The 22,560-nt window shown below is 39.8% G+C and carries 23 protein-coding genes; 15 read left to right on the plus strand and 8 right to left on the minus strand.

Going from position 1 to position 22,560, the window contains the following annotated elements:
• Positions 1-63: 63 nt before the first annotated feature.
• The 3 genes from ACHUE3_RS15105 (at position 64) to ACHUE3_RS15115 (ending at position 3,025) form a co-directional block, all read left to right on the plus strand.
• Positions 64-1,173 (plus strand): TIGR02281 family clan AA aspartic protease, encoded by a 1,110-nt coding sequence (locus tag ACHUE3_RS15105; protein ID WP_394193195.1) that lies wholly within the window; start codon positions 64-66, stop codon positions 1,171-1,173.
• Positions 1,174-1,186: 13 nt separating this feature from the next.
• The gene (locus tag ACHUE3_RS15110) at positions 1,187-1,549 is read left to right on the plus strand and encodes a HopJ type III effector protein (RefSeq protein ID WP_394193338.1); all 363 of its coding nucleotides are present in this window, start codon (positions 1,187-1,189) and stop codon (positions 1,547-1,549) included.
• Between the two features lie 174 nt (positions 1,550-1,723).
• Positions 1,724-3,025 (plus strand): hypothetical protein, encoded by a 1,302-nt coding sequence (locus ACHUE3_RS15115; protein WP_394193196.1) that lies wholly within the window; start codon positions 1,724-1,726, stop codon positions 3,023-3,025.
• 53 nt (positions 3,026-3,078) lie between these two features.
• Here ACHUE3_RS15115 and ACHUE3_RS15120 read toward each other — a convergent pair whose 3' ends face one another.
• Together ACHUE3_RS15120 and ACHUE3_RS15125 are read right to left on the minus strand one after the other, a co-directional pair.
• A complete protein-coding gene (locus tag ACHUE3_RS15120; protein ID WP_394193197.1) occupies positions 3,079-3,483 on the minus strand; it encodes a GNAT family N-acetyltransferase in 405 nt (134 codons plus the stop codon).
• Positions 3,484-3,523: 40 nt separating this feature from the next.
• Positions 3,524-3,829 (minus strand): DUF6482 family protein, encoded by a 306-nt coding sequence (locus ACHUE3_RS15125; RefSeq protein WP_099295242.1) that lies wholly within the window; start codon positions 3,827-3,829, stop codon positions 3,524-3,526.
• A gap of 83 nt (positions 3,830-3,912) precedes the next feature.
• On the opposite strand from ACHUE3_RS15125, the gene ACHUE3_RS15130 reads away from it, so the two are divergent.
• From ACHUE3_RS15130 to ACHUE3_RS15140, 3 genes are all read left to right on the plus strand, one after another.
• Positions 3,913-4,605 carry a pseudouridine synthase gene (locus tag ACHUE3_RS15130; protein ID WP_394193198.1) on the plus strand — a complete coding sequence of 231 codons (693 nt, stop codon included), beginning with the start codon at positions 3,913-3,915 and terminating at the stop codon, positions 4,603-4,605.
• A gap of 61 nt (positions 4,606-4,666) precedes the next feature.
• Positions 4,667-5,041, plus strand: a complete 375-nt coding sequence (locus ACHUE3_RS15135) for a BlaI/MecI/CopY family transcriptional regulator (RefSeq protein WP_394193199.1) — start codon at positions 4,667-4,669, stop codon at positions 5,039-5,041.
• A gap of 9 nt (positions 5,042-5,050) precedes the next feature.
• The gene (locus ACHUE3_RS15140; protein ID WP_394193200.1) at positions 5,051-6,262 is read left to right on the plus strand and encodes a M56 family metallopeptidase; all 1,212 of its coding nucleotides are present in this window, start codon (positions 5,051-5,053) and stop codon (positions 6,260-6,262) included.
• A gap of 98 nt (positions 6,263-6,360) precedes the next feature.
• On the opposite strand, the gene ACHUE3_RS15145 is transcribed toward ACHUE3_RS15140, so the two are convergent.
• Positions 6,361-6,744 carry an MAPEG family protein gene (locus ACHUE3_RS15145; RefSeq protein ID WP_394193201.1) on the minus strand — a complete coding sequence of 128 codons (384 nt, stop codon included), beginning with the start codon at positions 6,742-6,744 and terminating at the stop codon, positions 6,361-6,363.
• A 412-nt stretch (positions 6,745-7,156) separates the two neighbouring features.
• Between ACHUE3_RS15145 and ACHUE3_RS15150 the strand changes: the two genes are divergently transcribed.
• Positions 7,157-8,038 carry an EamA family transporter gene (locus ACHUE3_RS15150; RefSeq protein ID WP_394193202.1) on the plus strand — a complete coding sequence of 294 codons (882 nt, stop codon included), beginning with the start codon at positions 7,157-7,159 and terminating at the stop codon, positions 8,036-8,038.
• A 348-nt stretch (positions 8,039-8,386) separates the two neighbouring features.
• Here ACHUE3_RS15150 and ACHUE3_RS15155 read toward each other — a convergent pair whose 3' ends face one another.
• Positions 8,387-8,704, minus strand: coding sequence for a DMT family transporter (locus ACHUE3_RS15155; RefSeq protein ID WP_394193203.1), 318 nt, complete (start codon positions 8,702-8,704; stop codon positions 8,387-8,389).
• Positions 8,705-10,237, minus strand: a complete 1,533-nt coding sequence (locus ACHUE3_RS15160) for a carbon-nitrogen hydrolase family protein (RefSeq protein WP_394193204.1) — start codon at positions 10,235-10,237, stop codon at positions 8,705-8,707.
• 332 nt (positions 10,238-10,569) lie between these two features.
• On the opposite strand from ACHUE3_RS15160, the gene ACHUE3_RS15165 reads away from it, so the two are divergent.
• On the plus strand, positions 10,570-11,655 hold the full coding sequence (locus ACHUE3_RS15165) for a GGDEF domain-containing protein (RefSeq protein WP_394193205.1): 1,086 nt from the start codon (positions 10,570-10,572) through the stop codon (positions 11,653-11,655).
• 10 nt (positions 11,656-11,665) lie between these two features.
• On the opposite strand, the gene ACHUE3_RS15170 is transcribed toward ACHUE3_RS15165, so the two are convergent.
• Positions 11,666-13,954: a penicillin acylase family protein gene (locus ACHUE3_RS15170; RefSeq protein ID WP_394193206.1), complete on the minus strand. Its 2,289-nt coding sequence runs from the start codon at positions 13,952-13,954 to the stop codon at positions 11,666-11,668.
• Positions 13,955-14,196: 242 nt separating this feature from the next.
• On the opposite strand from ACHUE3_RS15170, the gene ACHUE3_RS15175 reads away from it, so the two are divergent.
• The 6 genes from ACHUE3_RS15175 (at position 14,197) to folX (ending at position 21,040) form a co-directional block, all read left to right on the plus strand.
• Positions 14,197-17,553, plus strand: coding sequence for an ATP-binding protein (locus ACHUE3_RS15175; RefSeq protein WP_394193207.1), 3,357 nt, complete (start codon positions 14,197-14,199; stop codon positions 17,551-17,553).
• Between the two features lie 18 nt (positions 17,554-17,571).
• A complete protein-coding gene (locus ACHUE3_RS15180; protein WP_394193208.1) occupies positions 17,572-18,201 on the plus strand; it encodes a YceH family protein in 630 nt (209 codons plus the stop codon).
• A gap of 59 nt (positions 18,202-18,260) precedes the next feature.
• Complete coding sequence (gene nadE, locus ACHUE3_RS15185; RefSeq protein ID WP_394193209.1) at positions 18,261-19,091, plus strand: ammonia-dependent NAD(+) synthetase; 831 nt, start codon at positions 18,261-18,263, stop codon at positions 19,089-19,091.
• Positions 19,092-19,381: 290 nt separating this feature from the next.
• Positions 19,382-20,101, plus strand: a complete 720-nt coding sequence (gene folM / locus ACHUE3_RS15190; protein WP_394193210.1) for a dihydromonapterin reductase — start codon at positions 19,382-19,384, stop codon at positions 20,099-20,101.
• 21 nt (positions 20,102-20,122) lie between these two features.
• The gene (gene folE / locus ACHUE3_RS15195) at positions 20,123-20,677 is read left to right on the plus strand and encodes a GTP cyclohydrolase I FolE (protein ID WP_099295229.1); all 555 of its coding nucleotides are present in this window, start codon (positions 20,123-20,125) and stop codon (positions 20,675-20,677) included.
• A gap of 3 nt (positions 20,678-20,680) precedes the next feature.
• Positions 20,681-21,040, plus strand: a complete 360-nt coding sequence (gene folX, locus ACHUE3_RS15200) for a dihydroneopterin triphosphate 2'-epimerase (protein WP_394193211.1) — start codon at positions 20,681-20,683, stop codon at positions 21,038-21,040.
• Here the strand turns inward: folX and ACHUE3_RS15205 are convergent.
• Positions 21,037-21,471: a YqaA family protein gene (locus tag ACHUE3_RS15205; protein WP_394193212.1), complete on the minus strand. Its 435-nt coding sequence runs from the start codon at positions 21,469-21,471 to the stop codon at positions 21,037-21,039. The genes folX and ACHUE3_RS15205 overlap by 4 nt on opposite strands.
• Positions 21,472-21,538: 67 nt before the next feature.
• Positions 21,539-21,910: a DUF4870 domain-containing protein gene (locus ACHUE3_RS15210; protein WP_394193213.1), complete on the minus strand. Its 372-nt coding sequence runs from the start codon at positions 21,908-21,910 to the stop codon at positions 21,539-21,541.
• 82 nt (positions 21,911-21,992) lie between these two features.
• Between ACHUE3_RS15210 and ACHUE3_RS15215 the strand changes: the two genes are divergently transcribed.
• The gene (locus ACHUE3_RS15215; protein WP_394193214.1) at positions 21,993-22,514 is read left to right on the plus strand and encodes a TlpA family protein disulfide reductase; all 522 of its coding nucleotides are present in this window, start codon (positions 21,993-21,995) and stop codon (positions 22,512-22,514) included.
• Positions 22,515-22,560: the final 46 nt, after the last annotated feature.

Raw genomic sequence — 22,560 nt, forward strand, 5'->3', positions numbered from 1 at the left:
TATTTTATTATACCTTGCTATGTTTAAGTGCTGCCTGAGATTATGAGAAGCGTTACTAAAGTCTTGATAAGTTCTCTTGTATTATCGTTAGCCTGTAACGCCTATTTACTTTTACAATTTACTTCTTCATCACCTCACTGCACAACAACAACTTTAAAAAACTATACGCCAAATATAAGAGCCAAAGCACCTAACTCAGCTAAACAAGCTACTGAATTGTTAAAAGCTAAAGATTATTTTAGCCAGCGAGAATTTGATTTAGCAATTCAAAACTACGCCGTACTTATAAAGCACTATCCTCAACAAGCTGAACAGCTCTACAGCGACTGGCTAGCCCACTTAAAACAATGGTTAACAACTAATAAGCTAAGTATTGCGGATGAGTTTTTACGAGTATTTTTAAACCGCTACCCTTATGATATTAATATGTTGCAAATGGATGCCGAAAGGCTTGTAAAAAGCCAACAGCTTCATCAGGCAATTGTCGCACTGTATAATTTAAAACCTTTGGCGGATAACACAAAGCAACATACTATTATCATTGAGTTGAAGCACTTAACTCAGTTACACATAAAGGCATTAAGTGAACAACAAGCTTGGCAAGAACTGATTGAGAAAACGACTATTTGGCTAGATTACGATAGTAGTAATCCATATTATTTACTTGCCCAAGCTAATGCATTTTATCAGCTTGATGACTACATAAACGCTCAAAATAGTTTAGATAGGCTTAACCCTAACCACCCTCTTAAATCTCAAGCAACACTATTACAAAATAAAATTAATCAAATTTATGCTGAGCAAGCATATATCCCGCTTACAAAATATGGCGCCCATTACCTGGTAGACATTACAGTAAATAATAATATAAACACGCAATTGATGATTGATACAGGGGCAAGTACCACTGTGCTGCCACACACATTAATTGATTCACTATACCCAACACCTGACTATTTAGGCACCATTACAGTGAACACTGCAAATGGGAAAGCGCTTGCCCAACACTATAGAATTGAATCAATCAAAATAGGCCAACACATACTGACTGATTTTAATGTTTTGGCTATTAGTCAAAACACAGGTCATGGTTTATTGGGTATGAATTTTTTACAACATTTTAAATTTAATATTAATCAGCAAACAAATCAGCTAGAGTTAAAGAAACAGTAAATTAAGGATAATGATGACGCTCAACGACTTTCTAACCCGTCTTGCTAATGACCCTCAAAATATTGCATTCAACGATACCATGGCTGTAATTGATACAAACTACACATTTACTCCGTCTGACTTTAATAATCACGGACTCATCAGCAGCGCGAATGAGAATAATGGCTCATGTAAAATATTTGCTTTCGCTAAACTAAACGGGCTGAGTAAACAAAATACTTTAGATTGCTTTGGCGCATTCTATCGTGATGACGTGTTAAGCAACCCGAGTGGTGAGGATCATATGAATATACGTACCTTCATGCTTGCCCCTGAAGCAACCCCATTTTTAGGTATCACATTTAACGAACCACACGTATTGCGAACAAATACATAGCTGTCATTGGGGCTTAAATAGGCCCCTTTTAACCTAACTAAAAGCCGTTTATAACCCCTTCAGAATTATACAAACCCTGTTCTAATATTCTGAATTTAATATCAGATCAAAGCTTGATGAAAAACTCGCCATATGTTTTACTTTGGGGAACATGGTTTCATAAATGGACTTAATATGCGCAACGTCTTTATTCTCAGCTTACTACTTTGGCACGGAGCTGCCAGTGCTATCAGTGTATTTTTAGATGACAATAATTGTACGCTTTCAGGTGATAGTCACTTCTTCAAAACCGATATTAGATTAAGTCCAACAACAGATGATATGAATGAAAAAAAAGTGATACTAAGAAAAAAATTAATCACTGAATATCTTGCGACTATTGACCATAAAGCTATACATTCAGCTTATATAAAAGAGCGCTTTGTTGTTAGTAATTCACAGAGAAATTCAACTGCCGGTAATGATTGGGTCGTCAGGCAACTTCATTACACAGTAAATATTACTTCAGCAACTGACTGCGACGAAGAGTATGCACTTACAATTGCAGAGTTCATAGCTGAAGAGCGAACATACAACACAATTTTAGTACCTGAAAAAGAAATCATTGTACAACCTAAAGATAAAGAGCGCCCTTTATCGTCCTTTGCAATACCCACACTTTCTCATTCATCTCTTTTTGGGGTTCAACTTAATGACTCTAAACAAGAAGTAGAACAAAAACTTGGTCTTGCAAGCTTGGAGCTCGCATCTGCCAATCAACAAATTTTGGTCTATTTTAGAAACCATGCGTTTCACTTTGTTGATAATAAACTAACAGGTTACCAGTACCATCGCGAACTCTTACCTATGTCCCTAAGTAATGAGCTTAACCTTTTAGATCAATCGATCAATATAGAAACCAAAAATCAGGAAAGCTATTTGCTATCACAAGATTTAGAACCAAACGACTTATCTACGTTAAAGAACAGCTATAAAAATTTTGAAACCGCTTTATTTAAACTTAGCTCTTCTCAAAGCAAACATCGCATTATTAGTTTACAGCTCGGCTCATTGATTTCCGACATGGAGATATCTGCGCCTTGCTTTAATTTCGACGATAAATCGAATAACCAATCGGCACAATTAAATGCTCAAGCAAAGTTAAAAATGTATACCACTAAAGGGAAAAAAGTGCTTGTTAGCCCGTGTAATGAAATGGTGTATTTTAGTAGGGGTTATATTTCACAAATAAAATTAGCCCCACCCATAGATACTACCGATTTAAACCTTGATCCACTGAAGAGTTACTTTAAAAATGATGAGTGGCAGTTTTATTCATTGTCACAAGGCGACAGCATTACAAAGCTTACGGAGCTAGGTAGCTATGATTTTTTTCTTGATAGTGCGGAATTTAGCTCTAAAGACTGGGATGGATACTTTTACATCATGGAAAATAAACTTATCAGCGCAACACTGACGCCTAATCATGCATATTAACTGAGATAAGAAGCATAAAAATAGACTCTCAACGAAAGTGAAGAAACCAAGCACTATAATCGTTTTTCCATAAAATAACGCGTACCGTTGAGTGGGTAATCATCCATTTGGTACTTGACTATATAGCCGTTTTTTTCATAAAACGGCTTTGCTTGAAAGTCTAACGTATCAAGTTGGCTGACATTAGCCCCGTGCTTTTTAGCGGCTGATTCTACTGCAACTAACAACTGTGTTGCTAACCCTTGGCCCCGCTTAGCTGCATCGCACCAAAGCCAATTAATAAGCAGCCAATTACCAAAAACGTGACCAGAAATGCCCGCTATCAGCTCTTCGTCATCAACGACTTTAAAACCCAGTGGAATACGCTCTGCATTAAAGTGCTGAGCATTAAAGGCAACAACATGTGACCTTAAATCACTATGTAACTCAATTGAGTTATCTATTTGTACGGTATACATAATCACACCATAGATTAGGGTAACTCAGTATATACCTAAATTAATATAAATGGTTTTTTCCGTAAGGGACTTCAAGCATATTACTTGAAAGCTTTTCTGGCTGGCCACACATTTCATCATAAGCACTGGTATGGCGTAGTACCATCTGTGCGTAACTTAGATGATCCAAACGTTTTTGAATATGCAAAGGGCTAAGACCCCGAACAAACTCACCACTGTCGTCTGTCACATAATATTCTACATTGTTGATCATCACAGACACCTGATAAAGCGCCATTTCCAATGAATGTACGATGACTTTTTGAAGTGGCTGATGTTTACTCAGTTCAGATAATTTAATCGCCATGGTCTTAACCTTTTACAAAGTGTTGTAAATATTCGTACGCAGCTTTGATATACTTTGATCAATCTAAACAGCAGATAAAATAAATGGCTGATAAAATCCGCTTAGCAAAGTACATCGCCCATGCGGGTGTGTGCTCACGAAAACAAGCGTCTCGCTTGGTTGACGAGGGTGTTGTTATCGTTAATCACCGTGCTGCAAACCATATTGATCACGTAGATGATAGCGACAATGTGACTGTCAATGGCGTTCGCGTGCAAGGAAAGGCTCAACTGGTTTATTACGCCTACCATAAGCCGGTTGGAATAGACTGTAAGCTAAACCAAGCCGATACCAGCAGCTTGATCCACCACTTGCCATCTACAACGCGCGTTTATCCGATTGGTCGACTTGATAAAGACTCCCGAGGACTCCTTATTTTGACCAACGATGGGGAGTTTTGTAACCAATTAATCCACCCCGATTTCCACCAGCCAAAACGCTACATAGTCACGGTAGATAAGCCGCTTGATGAAAACTTTTGTTGTAAAATGGCACGCGGCGTCCCTGTCGATAAACACATAACGTTACCATGTACCGTTGAACAAATAGCGCCTTGCCAATTTAGTATTATTCTCAAGCAAGGGCTCAATAGGCAGATTCGCAAAATGGCGCATTATTGCGGATATCGCGTGATTGATTTATATCGCGAGCAAATTAGTAGTCTTAACTTGGCGTCACTTAACCTCAGTGAAAATAACTATCGTCAAATTCAAAAATCCGACATATTAAAAAATTAGTTGCAAAATATGATTACAGGTGTAATCTAAAGTTAAGGATTACATTTGTAGGCTATATAAGATGATTGAATTGTCAAAGGCAGAATTTGAAGTGCTTGACGCATTGTGGGTAAACTACCCCGCTACGGCTAGCCAAATTATTGAGCGACTAAGCGATGAAAAACAATGGCATGAAAAAACCATCAAAACATTATTAGGTCGTTTAGTTAAAAAAGGCGCACTAAGTTTTGAGAAAGAAGGTCGCCAATACATTTACACCCCCTGTATGGAGCGTGCTGAATATACGCTAAAGGAAAGCCAAAACTTTATTGAGCGCTTTTTTAGTGGCCGTATTGCACCTTTAGTTAGTGGTTTTGCAAAGTCAGAACAGCTTTCTCAACAAGATATCAACGAACTTAAAAAAGTAATTGATGACTGGGAAAAGCAACAAAAGTAAGGATTGCTTATGTTTGAAACACTCTTTAACTGGCTTATTGAACAGCAATTATTAATTAGCTCACTGGTTTTTAGCTTGTTAATTTTAGAGCGCTACTCACTTAAATGGCTCAGTGCCAACTTTGTTTATAAGCTATGGCTGTTGATACCTACCTCATTGGTACTTACTAATTTACCGGCGCATCTAAAACCATTACAAAATACAGATATCAGTAAAATGCTGATCACTCCCAATCAAACCTTAGTTGCTGATTTTAGTATTAGTTGGGCCTTGATGTATGCGTTGGTTTTTAGTCTTTTAGCTGCCATTGCAACGGTGTCTCACAGGCGCTTTGTAAAACAACTAAAGCTCACTCGCCTTGAAGGTTGTGAGCTTGTCGGCACCTATTCAGATATTAAAATTTTACAAAGCGATACGATAGATACTCCCATGGTTATTGGGCTATTGCACACTCAGCTTGTGCTGCCTACAGGGTATATACACAAAACAGATAGTGCATCATTAGCCATGATCATCGAGCACGAACAAGTCCATATAAAGCGCGCTGATAACTTACTAAATATGATGCAATTAACCATCACGTTCGCCTTTTGGTTTAACCCCTTGGCATGGCTTGGGTATATGAGCTTTAGACGCCTACAGGAACTATCATGCGACGAAACTGTGCTAAAAAATAAAAGTACCCAACAACGAATTTTATACAGCAAAGCCCTCATTAATTGCGCCGCAAATACACGTGCAAGTTTGATGGCCTATTCACACTATGGAGATAAAAATACAATGCTACAACGACTCAAGCAAATTAAACACACAGGTAACAGCTCATTGGTTGCCAAAGGTGCCATACTTATTTTTGCCGCTGGCATGCTCAGCAGTTTTGCAACAGCGAAACAGCCAGAAGCGAAAAACGAAAAACATTCAATTTCGCCGATTATGCGCATTGAACCTCTCTACCCAACTCAAGCTGCAGAACAAGGTATTAGTGGCTCAGTGGTATTGAAATACGATATTAGTCCAACAGGTAAAACTCAAAATGTATCCGTTGTCAGTGCGACTCCTGAAAACGTATTTAATAAAGAAGCGAAGAGAGCGCTAAAAAAATGGCAATACAAGCCGTCTAACTCAGGCTTCAAAAACGTACTTGTGCAATTAGACTTTGCAATCGATGACAATTACAAATCAAAAGATTTAGTAGAAAAAATCACAGTCGCTTCTAAGTAAGCACTCGTACCAGAAGACCCCAAAGCAAGCGCCTTATTTAAGCCGCTTGCTTTGGTGTTTTAGCTATTTAACAGCTTTTTATCATTATAATAAGAATATTAAATACTCACCACGATCATTGCCACCGCACTGCCTAACCCCACAAACCATACTAACGAGCGCAGCACATCTAAGTTTAAGTAATAAAAAACACAATATAAAATACGCGCAATAATGTGAGTTATGGCAAGTAGTTCTGTTACTTGATGAACATTACCTGTGCCCAGCACCACTGCTAGAGCCACAGCAAACACAGCCAAGGCTTCAAAACAATTTTGGTGTGCAGCAAGTGCCCTTGCGCCAAATCCTGTCAATTTAGCTTGTTGATCACGTGGATGTTTATTGTCATAGCCATCAAGCTTATTCATTGCAAACGCAACGGGGGCCTTTGCTAAATAAGGCATAAGCACTGCCAACAGTGCGCAAATTAATAGCGTGGTCATGTTTACTCCTAGTTAATCTATCTATCGATAAGTCACATTCAAACTTAACACAGCTAAACTGTTTGGGAATATATTTAGAGCATAAAAAAGCCGCAATGACTGACATGAAACCATGTCAGTCATTGCGGCTAACAATAACATCACACTCACTATAGCCCAGATTGAGGCATTTTAAACTGTGGCATATTGTCGCAGTTAGCATACATACCCAAAATACCTCAAGATATAGCGTTCAGCGTTTCAAAGGAGCTTAAAATCAAGGCGCTCTTTTGTGAGCATGGCAGTCGCTTTAAGAAGTAACTTACTTTTATCTTAAAGTGGTTTGGATATAGTCACTATAACTAAAATCGATTAGCTTTATCTGGCCGGGGCTGTTAATTTACCCGTCTGAATTTATTAACTTTCCTAACTCATGACTTGGATATTTTTCACTTTTTTAGCCGCCTTTATGCAGGCATGGCGAAATGCACTTCAAAGTAGATTAAGTAACGATATGAGTGTCGCCGGCGTTACACTCGCACGGTTTATTCTTGCCAGCCCAATCGCGGCTGTTTATCTGTATTCATTGTACCACTATCAACCTAACACAATGCCAACCTTTAACAGCGCTTTTTGGGGCTTTATTGTCGGTGCCAGTGTGATGCAAATCTTTGCCACAGGATTAATGGTCCAGTTGTTCAAAATGAACAATTACGCTGTTGGGGCAGGGCTTGCTAAAAGTGAAGCCTTAGTCGCCGCTATTCTAGGAGTGCTATTTTTTGGTTCAGCATTAAGCTTATTTGGTTGGCTGGGAGTATTCTTAGGTGCTATCGCAGTCTTGTTATTAAGTGGTATCACTAAAGTAAAACAGTTTAACGCCAGCACAGCCTTGCTCGGGCTAGCATGTGGTACCTGCTTCGCTTTAACATCGCTCTGGGTGCGTGAGGCAAGTTTAAACTCAGGCCTTTTATTTCCTCACTCGGCAGCGTGGGTGCTGTTGTTTGTTATCAGCCTGCAAAGTGTTATTTTGCTAATATATTTAGCTATCAAAGAGCCCCATACGCTCAAGCAAATGTGGCACCACAAAAAAATGGTTTCGTTAGTGAGCTTTTTTAGCTGCATAGGATCAATTGGCTGGTTTAGTGCCATGAGCCTACAACATGTTGCCTATGTAAAAACGCTAGGCCAAGTGGAAGTATTTTTTACTATGCTGATATCGGTTTTATGGCTAAAGCAACCACTCAAGCGCCAAGACACAGCAGGGCTTATACTGATTGCTGTTGCAGCAATACTTGTTATGTTACCCACTACATGAAATAGGCGGTTACTAGGGTCTGTTGACCTTTCAAGGTTAAATTTGCAGCAGTCTGTTTGGTATTTAGGCAAGGCTGCGCCTATGTAGTGTGGTTATTCCCCATAAATAGGTGATAACGCAGCATCAATGCCAAACAGGCGCTGCCCTTCGGGTTCTGCCTAGGGGCGATTTACTCTTTGTTGCCTACATGGATATAGGTAAGGGGCGTGAGCAGGACGCGGAAGCTTTGCTCGGTTTTGACTTAGCCCACTAGGTTACAAACCTCGCGCCGCGATTAAACCGCCCCTAGTTTGAACAAATTTTAATCCGCAAAGGTCAACAGACCCTAAAGTAACCGCTAGTTAAGTATTAATGGCTAATTTTTAAAGTAATAACGCCACTTATAATCAATAAAACACCTGCAATACGGCCAAATGTGGCGGCATCGTTATAAAACAAAATACCGACGATAAAGGTGCCTGCGGCACCAATACCTGTCCATACAGCGTACGAGGTGCCCATTGAAATATCACGTTGTGCCAGCCATAACATAAAACCACTGGCGACCATAAACGCCACCGCAATAGCAATGCCAAGCCAACGATTTTCACCGTCTTGTGACATTTTCAACCCAACAGGCCAGCCTATTTCAAGCAAGCCCGCGATGATTAAATATACCCATGCCATTTAGTTATCTCGCTTTTTTAAGATGACGTCGTACAAATCACCACGACGATCTTTTAAATTACGCACTGTGCCCTCACTGTGAAGTACTTTTAATTTATCCATATCTAAATCGCTGAATAATAACATTTCGGTATTAGGCGTTGCTTCGTTCAATGTCGCATCGTGTGGGAATGAAAAATCAGACGGTGTCAGTACAGCTGATTGCGAATATTGCACATCCAAACTCTCAACTTCTGGTAAATTGCCTACAGAGCCTGCAATAACCACGTAACATTCGTTCTCGATTGCACGTGCTTGTGCGCAGTGACGCACACGTAGGTAACTGTTTTTGGTGTCAGTCCAAAATGGCACAAATAGAATATCTAACCCTTGTTGTGCCAAAATCCGTGAAAGTTCAGGGAATTCAACATCGTAACAAATTTGAATACCTACGCGACCTGCGTCTGTATCAAAAACCGCAATTTTGTCGCCGCCCTGTATCACCCAATCATTTTGTTCATGAGGCGTAATGTGTATTTTACGCTGCTCGTCTATTTTGCCACTGCGATGACAGAGGTAGCTGACATTATAAATCTTGTCGCCCTCAGCCAAAGGCATAGAACCTGTAATGATGTTTGCATTATACTCAATTGCCATACGCGACATCGCGTCACGAAAGGTCTCTGTATACTCTGCTAAATAACGAATCGCTTCTGTTTGGTTTCTTTGTTCAGTTAACCCCATTAACGGCGCATTAAAAAATTCAGGGAATAAGATAAAGTCGCTTTTATAATCCGATACCGTATCAACAAAATACTCTACTTGTGTGAGCATTTCTTCCACTGATGCAACACTGCGCATTTGCCATTGCACAGCACCGACTCGCACAATAGATTTGGTTGATTCAAGCACAGTGTCGGTCGGTTCAAACATGATATTATTCCACTCAAGTAAAGTGGCATAACCAACGGAGTTTTGATCCTCTGGCAAGTATTTTTTAAGCAAGCGCTTCACTTGAAAGTCATTCGATAACTGAAAGCTTAAAATTGGGTCATATAGCTCTTTATGGTCAACTTTCTCAATGTATTCTGTGGGTGTCATCTCATCACTGTAATTGAAATAACGTGGAATACGACCACCCGCTAAAATAGCGCGTAAGTTGTATTGACGGCATAGTTCCTTGCGCGCATCATAAAGCCTGCGCCCTAACCGCATACCACGGTGCGTTGTTGATATGACCACATCTAGCCCATATAGTGCATCCCCTTCTGGGTCGCTAAAAACACGGTCATGACCATCGACAATATCTTCATATGTGTGAGGGTTTGAGAAACGGCTGTAATCTACTTGAACACTTAGTGCAATGCCAACAAGTACACCATCATCCACCATCCCCAGCTGACCTTCTGGAAACTGATCAATCAGCCTAAATATAGTATGGCTTGGCCATGCACCACCTAAGTCGGGATAAGCTTGGTCCATGAGAGTCTTGACCTGTGGGTATTGATCTTTGCTTAAATTGCAAATTTCAAGATGGGTTTTTTCAATCGACATACACTACTCCGTGAGAACTCAAATTAACTATTATTAGCTAATAATAAACATAACTCTGTGAACACATACTTATTATTGGCTATTTTTATTTTAAGTTGTACGTAATTATTCAATATATTGTGGCCAACTTAATTTCAGTTTAACGTAAAAGCTATTTTTTAAACTACTTTACCTTCAATGCACCCTGCTTAAGATGCAGGCATTTTTTAAAGTTACTAAAGCAAATTTCAAACCCAAAGTTCATCATAGCCTAAGGTGCTTGCGCATAAACTTTCTATTTGACTATTATCTCCTATACTTTTTTAAAAGTTCACTTTCTAACTGGAGTTATTTTGTCGTCAAAAAATACCACGGTGGACTTTCAAGATATTGAAAAAGTCGTTTTTCAAATCGTAAAGAAAGTATCTTACTTTGCGTTAGTTATTCATATTCTTCTTATTTTTTTGTTCGCTCATATTGGCGTTATAACATTAGCGGCTGTTAATATATTTAGTGTGTTCGCATGGGCGTTAGGTATTTTTTTAATTACTCAGGGCTTAAATTCTTTAGCGCTAAGAGTTTTTTGTATCGAAGTAGTTTTACACTCTATTTTTGTGTGTGCAACACTGGGCTTGGAGGTCGGTTTTCAATTTTATTTATGGACTATTTCATCAATGTTATTGGTCGATTACCAGCTAAAGTTGAGAAAAGCCTTTCTCTATAGCGTATCGCTAATACTTGCATTTGCAGCGTTATACTTTTTCTTTAAAGATGTCACATACAATTACCCCTACGCTGAACTTATACCTTATATAAACATCAGTAACATCATTATTGCCGGTTTACCTATGATTTATGCCTTTGTTTTAATTCGTGAAACAAGTATTTCACAGCGTAAAGAACTCACAGAAATGGCAGCCAAGGATCATTTAACAAAACTATATAACCGCCGCTATGCTAAAAAACTGATTATTGATACCCGCCAAAAGTGCATCGAATCAGATAACAAAATGTGTATTGTGATGGGAGATATCGACTTTTTTAAACGCATAAACGATACCTACGGCCACGACAAGGGCGACACGATTTTGATGAGTGTAGCCAATGCAATTACGGATTATCTTAGCCAAAAAGACATTATAGTTCGCTGGGGCGGGGAAGAGTTTTTGATCATTCTCACCGACACTGACGAATCTGCCGCATTTGAGCGCATAGAACAACTACGCCAAAAGATACATACTCTTGAACCCTGCCCCGACGATCCTAAAATATCTATCTCAATGAGCTTTGGTTTAATTGAATGGCGACCGCTAGCACCGCTCAACGACACGCTTCACCAAGCAGATATTGCACTTTATAAAAGCAAACACAGTGGCCGCAACAAAACAACTATCGCGACCCCAGAGCAAGACTATATTAACAACCTCAAGTCTGTCTAAATGACTGTATTTATAGCTTGTTTGGATTGATCACTATTTTGTGGCTAATAGTCTGCGGTAATAATGGTGTGAGCTCACCATTTATATATTCATCAAAACCAGCTCTATAAAATGGTGATAAAGGATGCCCAGACTGACCACCGGGAATAGCCATAACAGCGCTCTCCAAGTGACCCGGTTGTGCAATAAAACGCTGTGATGCGCCAAAGCTTCGCCCTTGCACTGCTGGCATAAAGCTATCGCCAAACCCTGGGGCTTTTGGCATATTTAAAAACTTGCTCAGCTGTGGTATTTGCTTTGCAAATGGATGCTCTATGGCGAGTTCATTGACATTCCCCCAGCGCCAGTTTTGCATATTTTCACCAAATTGCTCAGTTAAGCTGATTATGGATTGAGTGAACGCATCACTTAACTGTTCATCCCAACTGCTATACTCAGGGTTGAGCCAACTCGCGGGTTGTTGTTCAATAAGCTGCCATACGGCTGGTTCTAAATCGCGTTTGATATATTTTAAAGACCCACCACTGTGTTCCAACGTATTTTGCATACCACTAAATACGCTATCAATAACCGCACCGCGGTAGCGTCTCACTAACGTATAACCAATAGAATCTGGGCATGCACACGCTTGCCAATTCTCAACATATGAAATATAAGCTTGATTATCAACAGGCTGTTTATTTAATTGCGCTAAAAGTAATTCATGCCAAGGCATTAAAAACCGTGCCTCATTATCAAGCTGTAACGCATTGAAATCCGACTCATTAAACTTAGCTTTCTCTAAAAGCCTGTCTCTTATTTGTGTTGAGCGTGCACCTAATGCGTAACCCCCATTACCAAAACGATTATGATCTTGCGCTGAAACCACACGCGAGTTCCCCGTCCATAAGCGACCATCATCTGGGTTTTTAACACTAGGCCTTTGTTGTTCATTCTGTTGCCATAAAGGTGAATAACCCGCTTCAGTCACGGCCACATCACTGGGTGTTTTACGAGCAGGAATGGCGCCCATGTTTTTCCATGCTGCATTACTTTGGCTATCTACAACCATTAAATTCTGTACTGGAATGCCTACATCACTAGCTAATGCTAACGCAGCATCAACATCTTTAGCTTGCTCTAGTTGCAGTAACCCCATATCCACCGCATAGGGTTGATGTCCTACCCAGCTAAGTGCATATTGCTTTGCATCTATTTCACGCACAGGCCCATATTCACTCATTGTTAATTGGAAAGGCTCGCTACTGCCGTCAGCAAGTATAATGTGCTCAGTTTCTTGCCAAGTTTTACTACTTTCAGTTAGCGCAACCCAATCGGCCGTATCCAAATAGCCATTGGTGAAACCCCAAGCAATATGATTATTAGTCCCCACAACAATCGCAGGGGCGCCAGGTAAAGAAACACCGGTTACTTGATGGATTGCGTTATTTTTACGGTAATTAAGTTGCGCACGGTACCAAATAACAGGCACAGCCATAGACAAATGCATATCATCAGAGAGCATAGCTGAACCTGTCGTTGTTAACTGCCCTGACACCGCCCAATTATTGCTGCCAAACTCTTGAGTTTGCTGAATGTGCTTATAGGCATAATCTAGCTGTTTAGGTAATTCAGGGATGCCAGATTGATAAGGAGGTAAAGTGCTACCATCTAGTGCAGCTTGATAACGACTTGGTTGGGTCAAGAAACCCAGCATTTCTGCACCATATAACTCATTGATTTGTATTAAAGTCTGATCACGTTCAAAGGTAGCAGTCTGCAAATCTAAATACATACTAAAAATAACCAGTAAGCTATCTTCGCTACGCCACGGCTTTTGCTCAGCACCTGTTAATAAGTATTCAAAACTCGAAAAGCCAACTTGAGCCAACCCTTCGTTCACACCTGCACTGTAGCTATTAAGTAAAACCTGATCAGCCTGTGGTAATTGCTTAACAATATTTGCACTGCGTTTACGCAATTGATGAAAGCGCATTTTTTTATCTAAATTGAGTGCCGCTTTACCAAATAACTCACTGAGTTCACCAGCTGCATTACGGCGTAATAAATCCATTTGAAAAAAACGATCTTGTCCGTGAGCAAAGCCAAGTCCATATGCAGCGTCATTTCGGTTATTAGCATCAATCACGGCTTGTCCTAAAACATCTCGCGACACAGATACGTTATCCTTAATTGCCTTACTAACGCCCTTACCGTCAAGTGCAGGCAAGCTTAGCGACAGTACACCATAAATAAGTGCTGTTGCGGCCAGGCCTAAAACAAGCAATGTTAATACTAACCACTTAATAATTTTGAGCATACTCAATGTCCTTGCATAATATTGACTTAATGTTCAACCAACTAAAGCGCTTAATGCTGAGCGTTTAAAAGTTAGTTATATAGTACACACAGTTTTATGAAAGAATAATGTTATTTCTCCGTTGCCGATTTTTATTCTGTGCTCACACTTTACTCAAAGCATGGCCTTAATTTATTGTGTATTTTAATTTCCATGATAAATTGACTATAGTTGATTAGCCTATTCAAAAAGTACACTTTCTAATGCAGCTGCTACAAAAAAAAGAACATAAGCAAGTAGATAGATTTAAGCTGATATTTTGGCTCTCTCTTAGCGTCATATTTATTATCAGTATTGTGGTTGATCAAATTAATTATAATCGCGCAACACAAGCTCACCGATTACTTATACTCTCTGAGGTGGAAACTTATCGAACTCAGCTATCGTCAACGTTAATTTCAAACATCCAGCTAGTGCGTGGTTTAGCTGTGGCCGTTGCAGCAGAACCCGATCTCGAACAGGAACGTTTTTCACAAATTGCCGCTCCGCTCTTTGAAACATCCTCAGAACTTAGAAATATAGGCGGAGCACCAGATATGGTGATACGTATGGCCTACCCCTTAGAAGGGAATGAAAAATCAATTGGCCTTAATTTTTTGGAAAATAAAGCTCAAAGAGCAGATGCCTTAAGAGCACGAGACAGCAATGAAATAGTGATGGCTGGCCCATTGACGCTAGTGCAAGGAGGAGAAGCATTAATAGCCAGAATACCTGTATTTTTACCTCCAGAAAATACATTTTGGGGCTTATTATCTGTAGTGCTAGATATTGAAAAAATATATTTAAACTCAGGTATTAAAGAGTTAGAAAAAACGTTTAATGTTGCCATACAAGGACGTAATGGGCTTGGCCTACAAGGTGGTTTTTTTTATGGTAGTGAGGCTATTTTAGCTACCAACCCTTTGAAACTTCACCTAGCAATTCAAGGCGGCGAATGGGTTATATATGTTAGCCCTAAAACGGGTTGGGCCCCCCCTGCATCATCTGTTTGGCCATTACGCATTGCTATTGCAATTATTATGGCTATTTTAATTTGGGCATTTACTTTCTTCTTAAAAATGCTTAACCGTCAAAAGCAGAATGAAAAAATGCTATCGTCTATGAGTCGATTAGCTCAGATTGGCGCATGGTCATACAATTTAGAAACACAACAAGTCTATTGGTCTGATACTACTAAGAAAATATTTAAATATCCGCTAGACCAACAACCTATTTGGCCAAATGATTTAAACTATTTTAAAGAAGGAAAAAGCCGCGATAAAATTAAGGAATTAATAACGCGAGCAATAAAACACGATGAAAGCTATGAAACCGAGCTGGAAATAGTCGATGCAACAGGCAATATTGTTTGGGTGCTAGTCCACGGAGAAACGGAGGTCCGCAACGGCCGTTGTGTGCGTATTTTTGGCTCGCTGCAAGATATTAACACCCGTAAATGTACCGAACTTGAAAACAACAAGTTCGCACTCCACAATGAAGTTTTAGCCTCTTTAACTGTTAACAAAGCTATTTTAACCGGCCACTTAAAACAATCAAAAGATGTTATTACACACGCTATTTGCAACGCTCTAGATGTACAAAGAGCCAGTATTTGGTTATTTAATGATAATAAAGATACGCTACTATCTTTTGCCTACCATGGTACGTTTGCCCCCGAAAGCTCAATGCTCTACACATTGCAAAAAGACGATTTTAGTGCTCTTTTTAATGCTATTGATAGCCACATGATTATTAAAGCAACGGATGCACGAACCAATAAACTGACCGCTCCTCTGACTGATCTCTATTTAAAACCATTGGCTATAAAATCCATCCTCAGTGTTACTATTGTCAGTGGTAGTAGTCCAATAGGAGTTGTGTTTGCCGAAAATTGTCACCATACGCGAAATTGGTCACACAATGAGGAAAGTTTTTTACTCGCCGTTGCAGCAATTATTGGTAGCTTATACTCTAGCGAACAACGTTTTGAAACTGAACAACAGCTGGTAACAGCAAAAGAGGCAGCTGAACAGGCTGCGGCCGCTAAAAGTGAATTCCTAGCCAGTATGAGTCATGAGATTCGCACCCCTATGAATGGGGTGCTTGGTATGCTTGATATTGTTCAACAAACCCAGCTTGATCCTCAGCAACGTCATCATATTCAATTAGCCAAATCCTCTGGGCACTCATTGCTCAATATTATTAATGATATTTTAGACTTTTCCAAAATTGAAGCAGGTAAACTAGATATTGAAAGTATTCCTTTTAATTTACCTCAGTTACTTGGTGAAATAGTGGAATCATTTGCTCTTAAGGCTGAGAAAAATAACACTAAACTGATTCTAGATGCGACAAAGATTAGTAAAAGCAAAATTATCAGTGATCCAAATCGGCTACGCCAAATAATTACTAACCTACTAGGCAATGCAATAAAGTTTACCAAAAATGGTGAAATAGTTGTCGTTGCCCAGCTAACAGAGACAACTGATGGCACATTTTTAAACTGCTCAATAATTGATTCAGGTATTGGTATTAAAGCTGAAAAACAGCTTTCATTATTTGATTCATTCACGCAGGCAGATACATCAACTACACGACAATATGGCGGTACAGGACTAGGTCTAGCGATTGTGAAACAACTTTGCGATTTAATGAATGGTGAAATCAGTTTCACCAGCTCATATGGTGAGGGAAGTACGTTTACATTCTCGATCAGGGTAAATGCATTATTAACTACAGCACACGATTTACCTAGCCACTTAATCAAAAACAAACAAATTTTAATTGTCGATACTTGCCATCTCAACAGCTCTATCACTAATAAACAGCTTACTTTATGGGGGGCGCATTCACGGATCATTGATAAGTATCAAGCACTCAATGATACCCTTACAACATTTAAACACCCCATTGACGCCATGTTAGTTGATTACTCATATTTTTTATTGGCAGATAAATCAGCTATCAATACATTAAAGAACTATATACAAGAGCAGCAAGTTAAATTGATTTTAATGGCTCCGATGAGCTACTCACAGGAAAATACTCAATTACCAGTTGACCCAGATTGCATAATATTTAAACCGCTGACACCTTCTGACTTATTTGATTCGCTTGCAAACGAAAAGTTTATCGAACATCAACATCACGACCTCTCAGTTAGCCCACAACCTGAACCCGCAAAGCCTACAAAAAGCGTTCAGAGCAAAGTGTTATTAGTTGAAGACAACAAGGTAAACCAAATTGTTGCTTGTGCGCTACTCAAGCAAGCAGGCTTGAAATTTGATATTGCAGAAAACGGAGTTGACGCACTCGAAAAATTAAAAGCAGCCTCAAAGGCCCCATACAAACTTTTACTCATGGATTGCCAAATGCCTGAAATGGATGGTTACCAAGCCACTCAAGCAATTCGTAACGGGGATGCTGGTGAGGCATATAAAGATATTACTATCATTGCGCTAACGGCTAATGCAATGCAAGGCGATAAAGATAAATGCTTAGCGGCGGGGATGAATGACTATTTATCAAAACCCCTCGACTTTAATGCCTTAAGCCCTAAGCTTGAACACTGGTTAAAATAAAAAGAATAAGGATACATAATGCAATTAACAACTCATCAGCAACGTGTAATTGGCTGTTTGTTAGAGAAGCAGAGTACAACACCTGAGCACTATCCGCTCTCACTCAATAGCCTAACAAATGCATGCAATCAAAAATCTAACCGAGAGCCTGTGTTCACTTTATCCGAAGCGCAAGTACAAGACACAGTAGATGAACTTGTTGCATCACGGTTAGTAACATTAGACGAAGGTTTATCAGGCCGCGTTAATAAATATGCGCATCGCTTTTGTAATACCGAGTTTAGTAGTTTGCAATTTAGCGAGCAACAACGCGCAATTATATGTATTTTGTTATTACGCGGGCCACAAACCCCGGGCGAATTAAGAACTCGCAGTAATCGCTTGGCCGAATTTGCAAATGTTACAGACGTTGAAACCGCGCTAAACGGTCTTATTGAAAAAGACTACGTCATAAAACACTCTCGAGAAGCTGGTAAAAGAGAAAGCCGCTACAGTCATTTATTCACAGATGCGGATATAACGGCCTTAACCACAGCGAGTGAGCCTGAACAACCACAGCTCAAAGTAACCGAAATCAATGAGCTACTTGCAGAAATTAATGACTTAAAAGCCGAAGTTGAAAAAATTAAGCAACACTTAGGACTTTAAATTAGCCGCTATGAATAACATAATAGCCATGACAACCCAAAACTAATTAGGAGCTCTAAATGCGTGCCGACATCGTCGCTGAAATGAAAGTACAGCCGAATATAGATATAAAAAATGAAATTAACCGTCGCGTTGATTTTATCAAAAATCGACTCGTCGCGGCACATTCGCGCTCTTTGGTACTTGGCATTAGTGGTGGCGTTGACTCTTCAACCTGCGGTCGCTTATGTCAGCTTGCAGTTAACCAATTAAATGAAGAACAAAACACTGATAAATACCAATTTATCGCAGTGCGCTTGCCTTACGGAGTACAAGCTGATGAGGACGAAGCACAACTTGCTGTTGATTTCATTCAGCCAACCAAACGCTTAGCGGTAAACATCAAGCCAGCAGCAGATGGCATGCATGAGCAAGCTCTTGCAGCGATTGTAGGCTGTGGTGAAACCTTACCTGAACAATCCCAAATAGACTTCATCAAAGGTAATGTAAAAGCACGCCAACGCATGATAGCCCAATACGAAATTGCTGGCTTTACCCAAGGCTTGGTTGTTGGAACGGATCATAGTGCTGAAAACATTACCGGCTTTTACACAAAATTTGGTGATGGTGCCTGCGATCTAGCTCCTTTGTTTGGACTATCAAAACGCCAAGTAAGAGCGCTTGCTAAAGAGCTCGGTGCTCCAGAGCTATTAGTCACAAAAGCCCCCACGGCCGACTTAGAATGCGACCGCCCTGGCTTAACAGATGAAGAGGCGCTTGGCCTGAGCTACGAACAAATCGATGATTTTTTAGAAGGCAAGCCAGTGAGCGACGAAGTCAGTGAAAAACTAATTGCGATTTACCTGCGAACGCAGCATAAGCGCCAAGCAATTCCAACAGTCTACGATTAACTTTGATATTGTAATAGCTCATAAAAAGTGAACACTACCTCAAGGGTAATTAAAAGCAATAAAAGTGCAATTAATTGCCCACCTCTCATTTTATACATATGTACCGAGCATAATAAGCGCCAGCTAATAAAGCATGGCTATAGTGTTAGTGCTCAATACATTGATCGAATAAACTCGTTAATTCGTAAAAAATTGTATAAGCCTATGAGACTATAGGTGAAATATTACTGTAATTTAGTTTATAGTGACTAGAATTAAAACATCGTGTTTAGTAGAGAGCTGCCACATTTATGACATCGCCGATTTTGATAACTGGCGCAGGCCAACGTATAGGCTTAGCGCTCGCAAAACACCTGCGCAACGCAGGGCAAAAAGTAATTATTACTTACCGCACACGCCACAGCTCAATCGATGAATTAGAATCATTGGGAGTGACATGTTTGCCCGCAGATTTTAAAAGTAATGAAGCAATATTTGATTTCATCACAACATTAAAAAGCCACACAGAGTCGTTACAAGCCATTATACATAATGCCTCAAGCTGGGATTGCGAAGCCAATAATCCAGACAGTGCTGACTTATTTGATAATATGATGCGCATCCATGCCAAAGCACCTTATTTAATTAATTTAAATTGCGCGCCACTTTTATTGGAACACCAACGGTTAGCCCAAACCCCTGCAGATATAATTCACCTAACTGATTATGTAGTAGAGACAGGTAGTCCAAAGCACCTTGCCTACGCTGCAAGTAAAGCGGCTTTAGATAATTTAACAAAGTCGTTTTCAGCCAAGTATGCTCCACGCATTAAAGTAAATTCGATTGCTCCGTCATTGATTATTTTTAACCAAGACGATGATGAATTTTACCGCGCCAAAACCCTTAAAAAGTCATTAATGGGTATAGAGCCTGGCTGTGAAGAAATAATTAATAGCATCGATCTGCTACTGAAAAGTCAGTACATCACGGGGCGTACATTACCTGTCGATGGCGGCAGACATTTAAAATAACGAATTAAAATTGAGAACTTTATGCACAACGAACTAAAAAATAGCTACCAAGAAATTATCAGTGCCGTAGGTGAAGATCCACAACGTGAAGGCCTACTCGACACACCAAAGCGCGCAGCGAAAGCGATGGAGTATTTAACCAAAGGCTACCGTGAAACGCTGGAAGAAATAACAAACAATGCGGTGTTTTCCTCAGATGCCGACGATATGGTGTTAATTCAAGACATTGAGCTTTACTCTATGTGTGAACACCATTTATTACCGTTTGTTGGGCGCTGCCACATTGCCTACATACCAAATGGTAAAGTGCTTGGATTATCTAAGTTTGCACGCATCGTGGATATGTTTTCTCGCCGCTTTCAAATACAGGAGCAACTCACTCATCAAATTGCAAAAGCAGTGGAAGAAGTAACAGGCGCTAAAGGAGTTGGCGTTATTGTTGAGGCTAAACACATGTGTATGATGATGCGTGGTGTAGAAAAGCAAAATTCAAGCATGCGCACTTCAGTTATGCTGGGTAACTTTAGAGCTGATCCTAAAACCCGTAACGAGTTTCTACAATTGATTAAAGGCTAACGAATGGCTAATGCGATTATTAATGTAACTAACCTGAGATTGCGTACTTTTATTGGCTTTAACCCAGAAGAACGCGAAAAAAAGCAAGATGTGGTGATCAACCTAGAAATTCATTATCCAGCTGATCAAGCCTGCGAAACCGATGAAGTAGAACAAGCGTTAAACTACAAAACAATTACTAAGCAAGTAATAAGCATTGTTGAAAATGGACATTTTTTGTTATTGGAAAAACTAGTAGCAGAAATACTCTCCGTGTGTCACAGCCATAGTAGTGTTAACTACGCAAAAGCACGTGTAGATAAACCACATGCGTTACGCTTTGCCGACTCTGTATCTCTCACTCTTGATTGGAAAAAATCTTAAAGCAGGTTATCTAACCCTACGGCAAAGGCCAGCACCACCAAATAGCGTGCTCCTTTGCCCAAGGTAACTAACCATAAAAAAGTCCACCAGCGCACCTTAAAAATTCCCCCAACTACAGTCAGAGGGTCACCAATGATTGGCAACCATGCAAATAACAAGCTGTAGACGCCATATTTTTGAAAGCGAGTTTGCGCCTTCTTAATCCCCTGCGGAGAAACAGGGAACCATTTGCGGTCTTTAAAGCGCATCACTTGTGTGCCTAGCCAATAATTAACACAACTGCCCAATACATTCCCTATCGTTGCACTTACCCATAATAGCCAGAGTACGTAGTCGCCTTTAGTGATCATAGCCGTAAGTACTATTTCAGATGAGCTAGGTAATAAGGTAGCCGATATAAATGCAGTAAAAAATAATGTTAAATAAGCCATTGAAGCCTTAAGTGATACATATAAAAAACCCAGCATATCGCTGGGCTTTACGTAAAATTTTCGTTGCTTATTTTATCAAATTTATACTAAATGGGTAGCTAAATGGTTTCCCATCATTGGTTTTTATCGCGCCAATTACCACCATAATAAATGAGAATATGGCCACTATCGGTAATAAAATAGCGCCAATTGCGACAATCATTAATATAAAACATATGATGTAAGCAATTAACATCGTGATTTGAAAGTTAAGCGACTTACGACCATGTTCTGCGACAAGTGGCATATCTTCTTTTTTAATTAACCATACAATAAGCGGCCCAATAACACTGCCCATTGGTATAATAAAGCCTGCCAGTGCGCTTAGGTGACAAAGCATCGCCCATGTACGCTGTTCTTTATCTGCCTGTACAGGCTCAACCTTTTGATTTTCTTCCATTACCATCTCCTTTTTTTTGTTTATAGTGACCGTTTTAGGGCATAATGTCTATAAATCACTCACCCTAAAAAGGAATTTAGTAATGACAGCTTACATGATGCGTATAGCAACTATATGTATTTCACTGGTCGGATTATCGGCATGCTCACAGACTAGCAGCACGTCAACGTCGCAGCCTATCCTAACTACCCATAAAGGCTATGAGACCTACTTAAAAATAGGCGATAATTTAACACAAACTCATTTTATAGATATTTATAACAACGACGTAAACCTTGTTGAAAAGAAGAAGTTAGTGATACTTTTTGCCACTTGGTGCTCAGACTCACAACGCCTTATTAAACAGCTTCAACAGTCTCCTCTGAGTCAAGATCCACAATTGCAGATCATTGCTATTGGGCGAGAGGAAAACGCGGCAACACTTATGCAGTTTAAACAAGACTATAATATTGCTTACCCACTCATTGCTGACCCTCAGCGCGCAATCTACAACCAATACGCGAATAAAGGAGTTCCTCGTCTAATCCTGTTGGATGAGAATAACCACGTCGTAAAAACACTAATCGGTGAAGACCCTAATTCGCTGCAAAAAGTGAGCTGGTAATCTTGTGATAAAAAAGTGATAACTTTGTGAGGCTTTCATGATGTTG

It is taken from the genome of Pseudoalteromonas atlantica, assembly GCF_043641955.1.
Taxonomy (GTDB): Bacteria; Pseudomonadota; Gammaproteobacteria; order Enterobacterales; family Alteromonadaceae; genus Pseudoalteromonas; species Pseudoalteromonas atlantica_A.

What these genes read in the sequence shown, in the direction of transcription:
- ACHUE3_RS15215 (WP_394193214.1), top strand. Translation starts at nt 21,993, where the DNA reads ATGACAGCTTACATGATGCGTATAGCAACTATATGTATTTCACTGGTC.
- ACHUE3_RS15205 (WP_394193212.1), bottom strand. Translation starts at nt 21,471, where the DNA reads ATGGCTTATTTAACATTATTTTTTACTGCATTTATATCGGCTACCTTA.
- ACHUE3_RS15145 (WP_394193201.1), bottom strand. Translation starts at nt 6,744, where the DNA reads ATGACCACGCTATTAATTTGCGCACTGTTGGCAGTGCTTATGCCTTAT.
- ACHUE3_RS15135 (WP_394193199.1), top strand. Translation starts at nt 4,667, where the DNA reads ATGATTGAATTGTCAAAGGCAGAATTTGAAGTGCTTGACGCATTGTGG.
- ACHUE3_RS15120 (WP_394193197.1), bottom strand. Translation starts at nt 3,483, where the DNA reads ATGTATACCGTACAAATAGATAACTCAATTGAGTTACATAGTGATTTA.
- ACHUE3_RS15140 (WP_394193200.1), top strand. Translation starts at nt 5,051, where the DNA reads ATGTTTGAAACACTCTTTAACTGGCTTATTGAACAGCAATTATTAATT.
- ACHUE3_RS15210 (WP_394193213.1), bottom strand. Translation starts at nt 21,910, where the DNA reads ATGGAAGAAAATCAAAAGGTTGAGCCTGTACAGGCAGATAAAGAACAG.
- ACHUE3_RS15115 (WP_394193196.1), top strand. Translation starts at nt 1,724, where the DNA reads ATGCGCAACGTCTTTATTCTCAGCTTACTACTTTGGCACGGAGCTGCC.
- ACHUE3_RS15160 (WP_394193204.1), bottom strand. Translation starts at nt 10,237, where the DNA reads ATGTCGATTGAAAAAACCCATCTTGAAATTTGCAATTTAAGCAAAGAT.
- ACHUE3_RS15175 (WP_394193207.1), top strand. Translation starts at nt 14,197, where the DNA reads ATGCAGCTGCTACAAAAAAAAGAACATAAGCAAGTAGATAGATTTAAG.
- ACHUE3_RS15155 (WP_394193203.1), bottom strand. Translation starts at nt 8,704, where the DNA reads ATGGCATGGGTATATTTAATCATCGCGGGCTTGCTTGAAATAGGCTGG.
- ACHUE3_RS15150 (WP_394193202.1), top strand. Translation starts at nt 7,157, where the DNA reads ATGACTTGGATATTTTTCACTTTTTTAGCCGCCTTTATGCAGGCATGG.
- ACHUE3_RS15180 (WP_394193208.1), top strand. Translation starts at nt 17,572, where the DNA reads ATGCAATTAACAACTCATCAGCAACGTGTAATTGGCTGTTTGTTAGAG.
- folM (WP_394193210.1), top strand. Translation starts at nt 19,382, where the DNA reads ATGACATCGCCGATTTTGATAACTGGCGCAGGCCAACGTATAGGCTTA.
- ACHUE3_RS15125 (WP_099295242.1), bottom strand. Translation starts at nt 3,829, where the DNA reads ATGGCGATTAAATTATCTGAACTGAGTAAACATCAGCCACTTCAAAAA.
- ACHUE3_RS15170 (WP_394193206.1), bottom strand. Translation starts at nt 13,954, where the DNA reads ATGCTCAAAATTATTAAGTGGTTAGTATTAACATTGCTTGTTTTAGGC.
- folE (WP_099295229.1), top strand. Translation starts at nt 20,123, where the DNA reads ATGCACAACGAACTAAAAAATAGCTACCAAGAAATTATCAGTGCCGTA.
- ACHUE3_RS15130 (WP_394193198.1), top strand. Translation starts at nt 3,913, where the DNA reads ATGGCTGATAAAATCCGCTTAGCAAAGTACATCGCCCATGCGGGTGTG.
- nadE (WP_394193209.1), top strand. Translation starts at nt 18,261, where the DNA reads ATGCGTGCCGACATCGTCGCTGAAATGAAAGTACAGCCGAATATAGAT.
- folX (WP_394193211.1), top strand. Translation starts at nt 20,681, where the DNA reads ATGGCTAATGCGATTATTAATGTAACTAACCTGAGATTGCGTACTTTT.
- ACHUE3_RS15110 (WP_394193338.1), top strand. Translation starts at nt 1,187, where the DNA reads ATGACGCTCAACGACTTTCTAACCCGTCTTGCTAATGACCCTCAAAAT.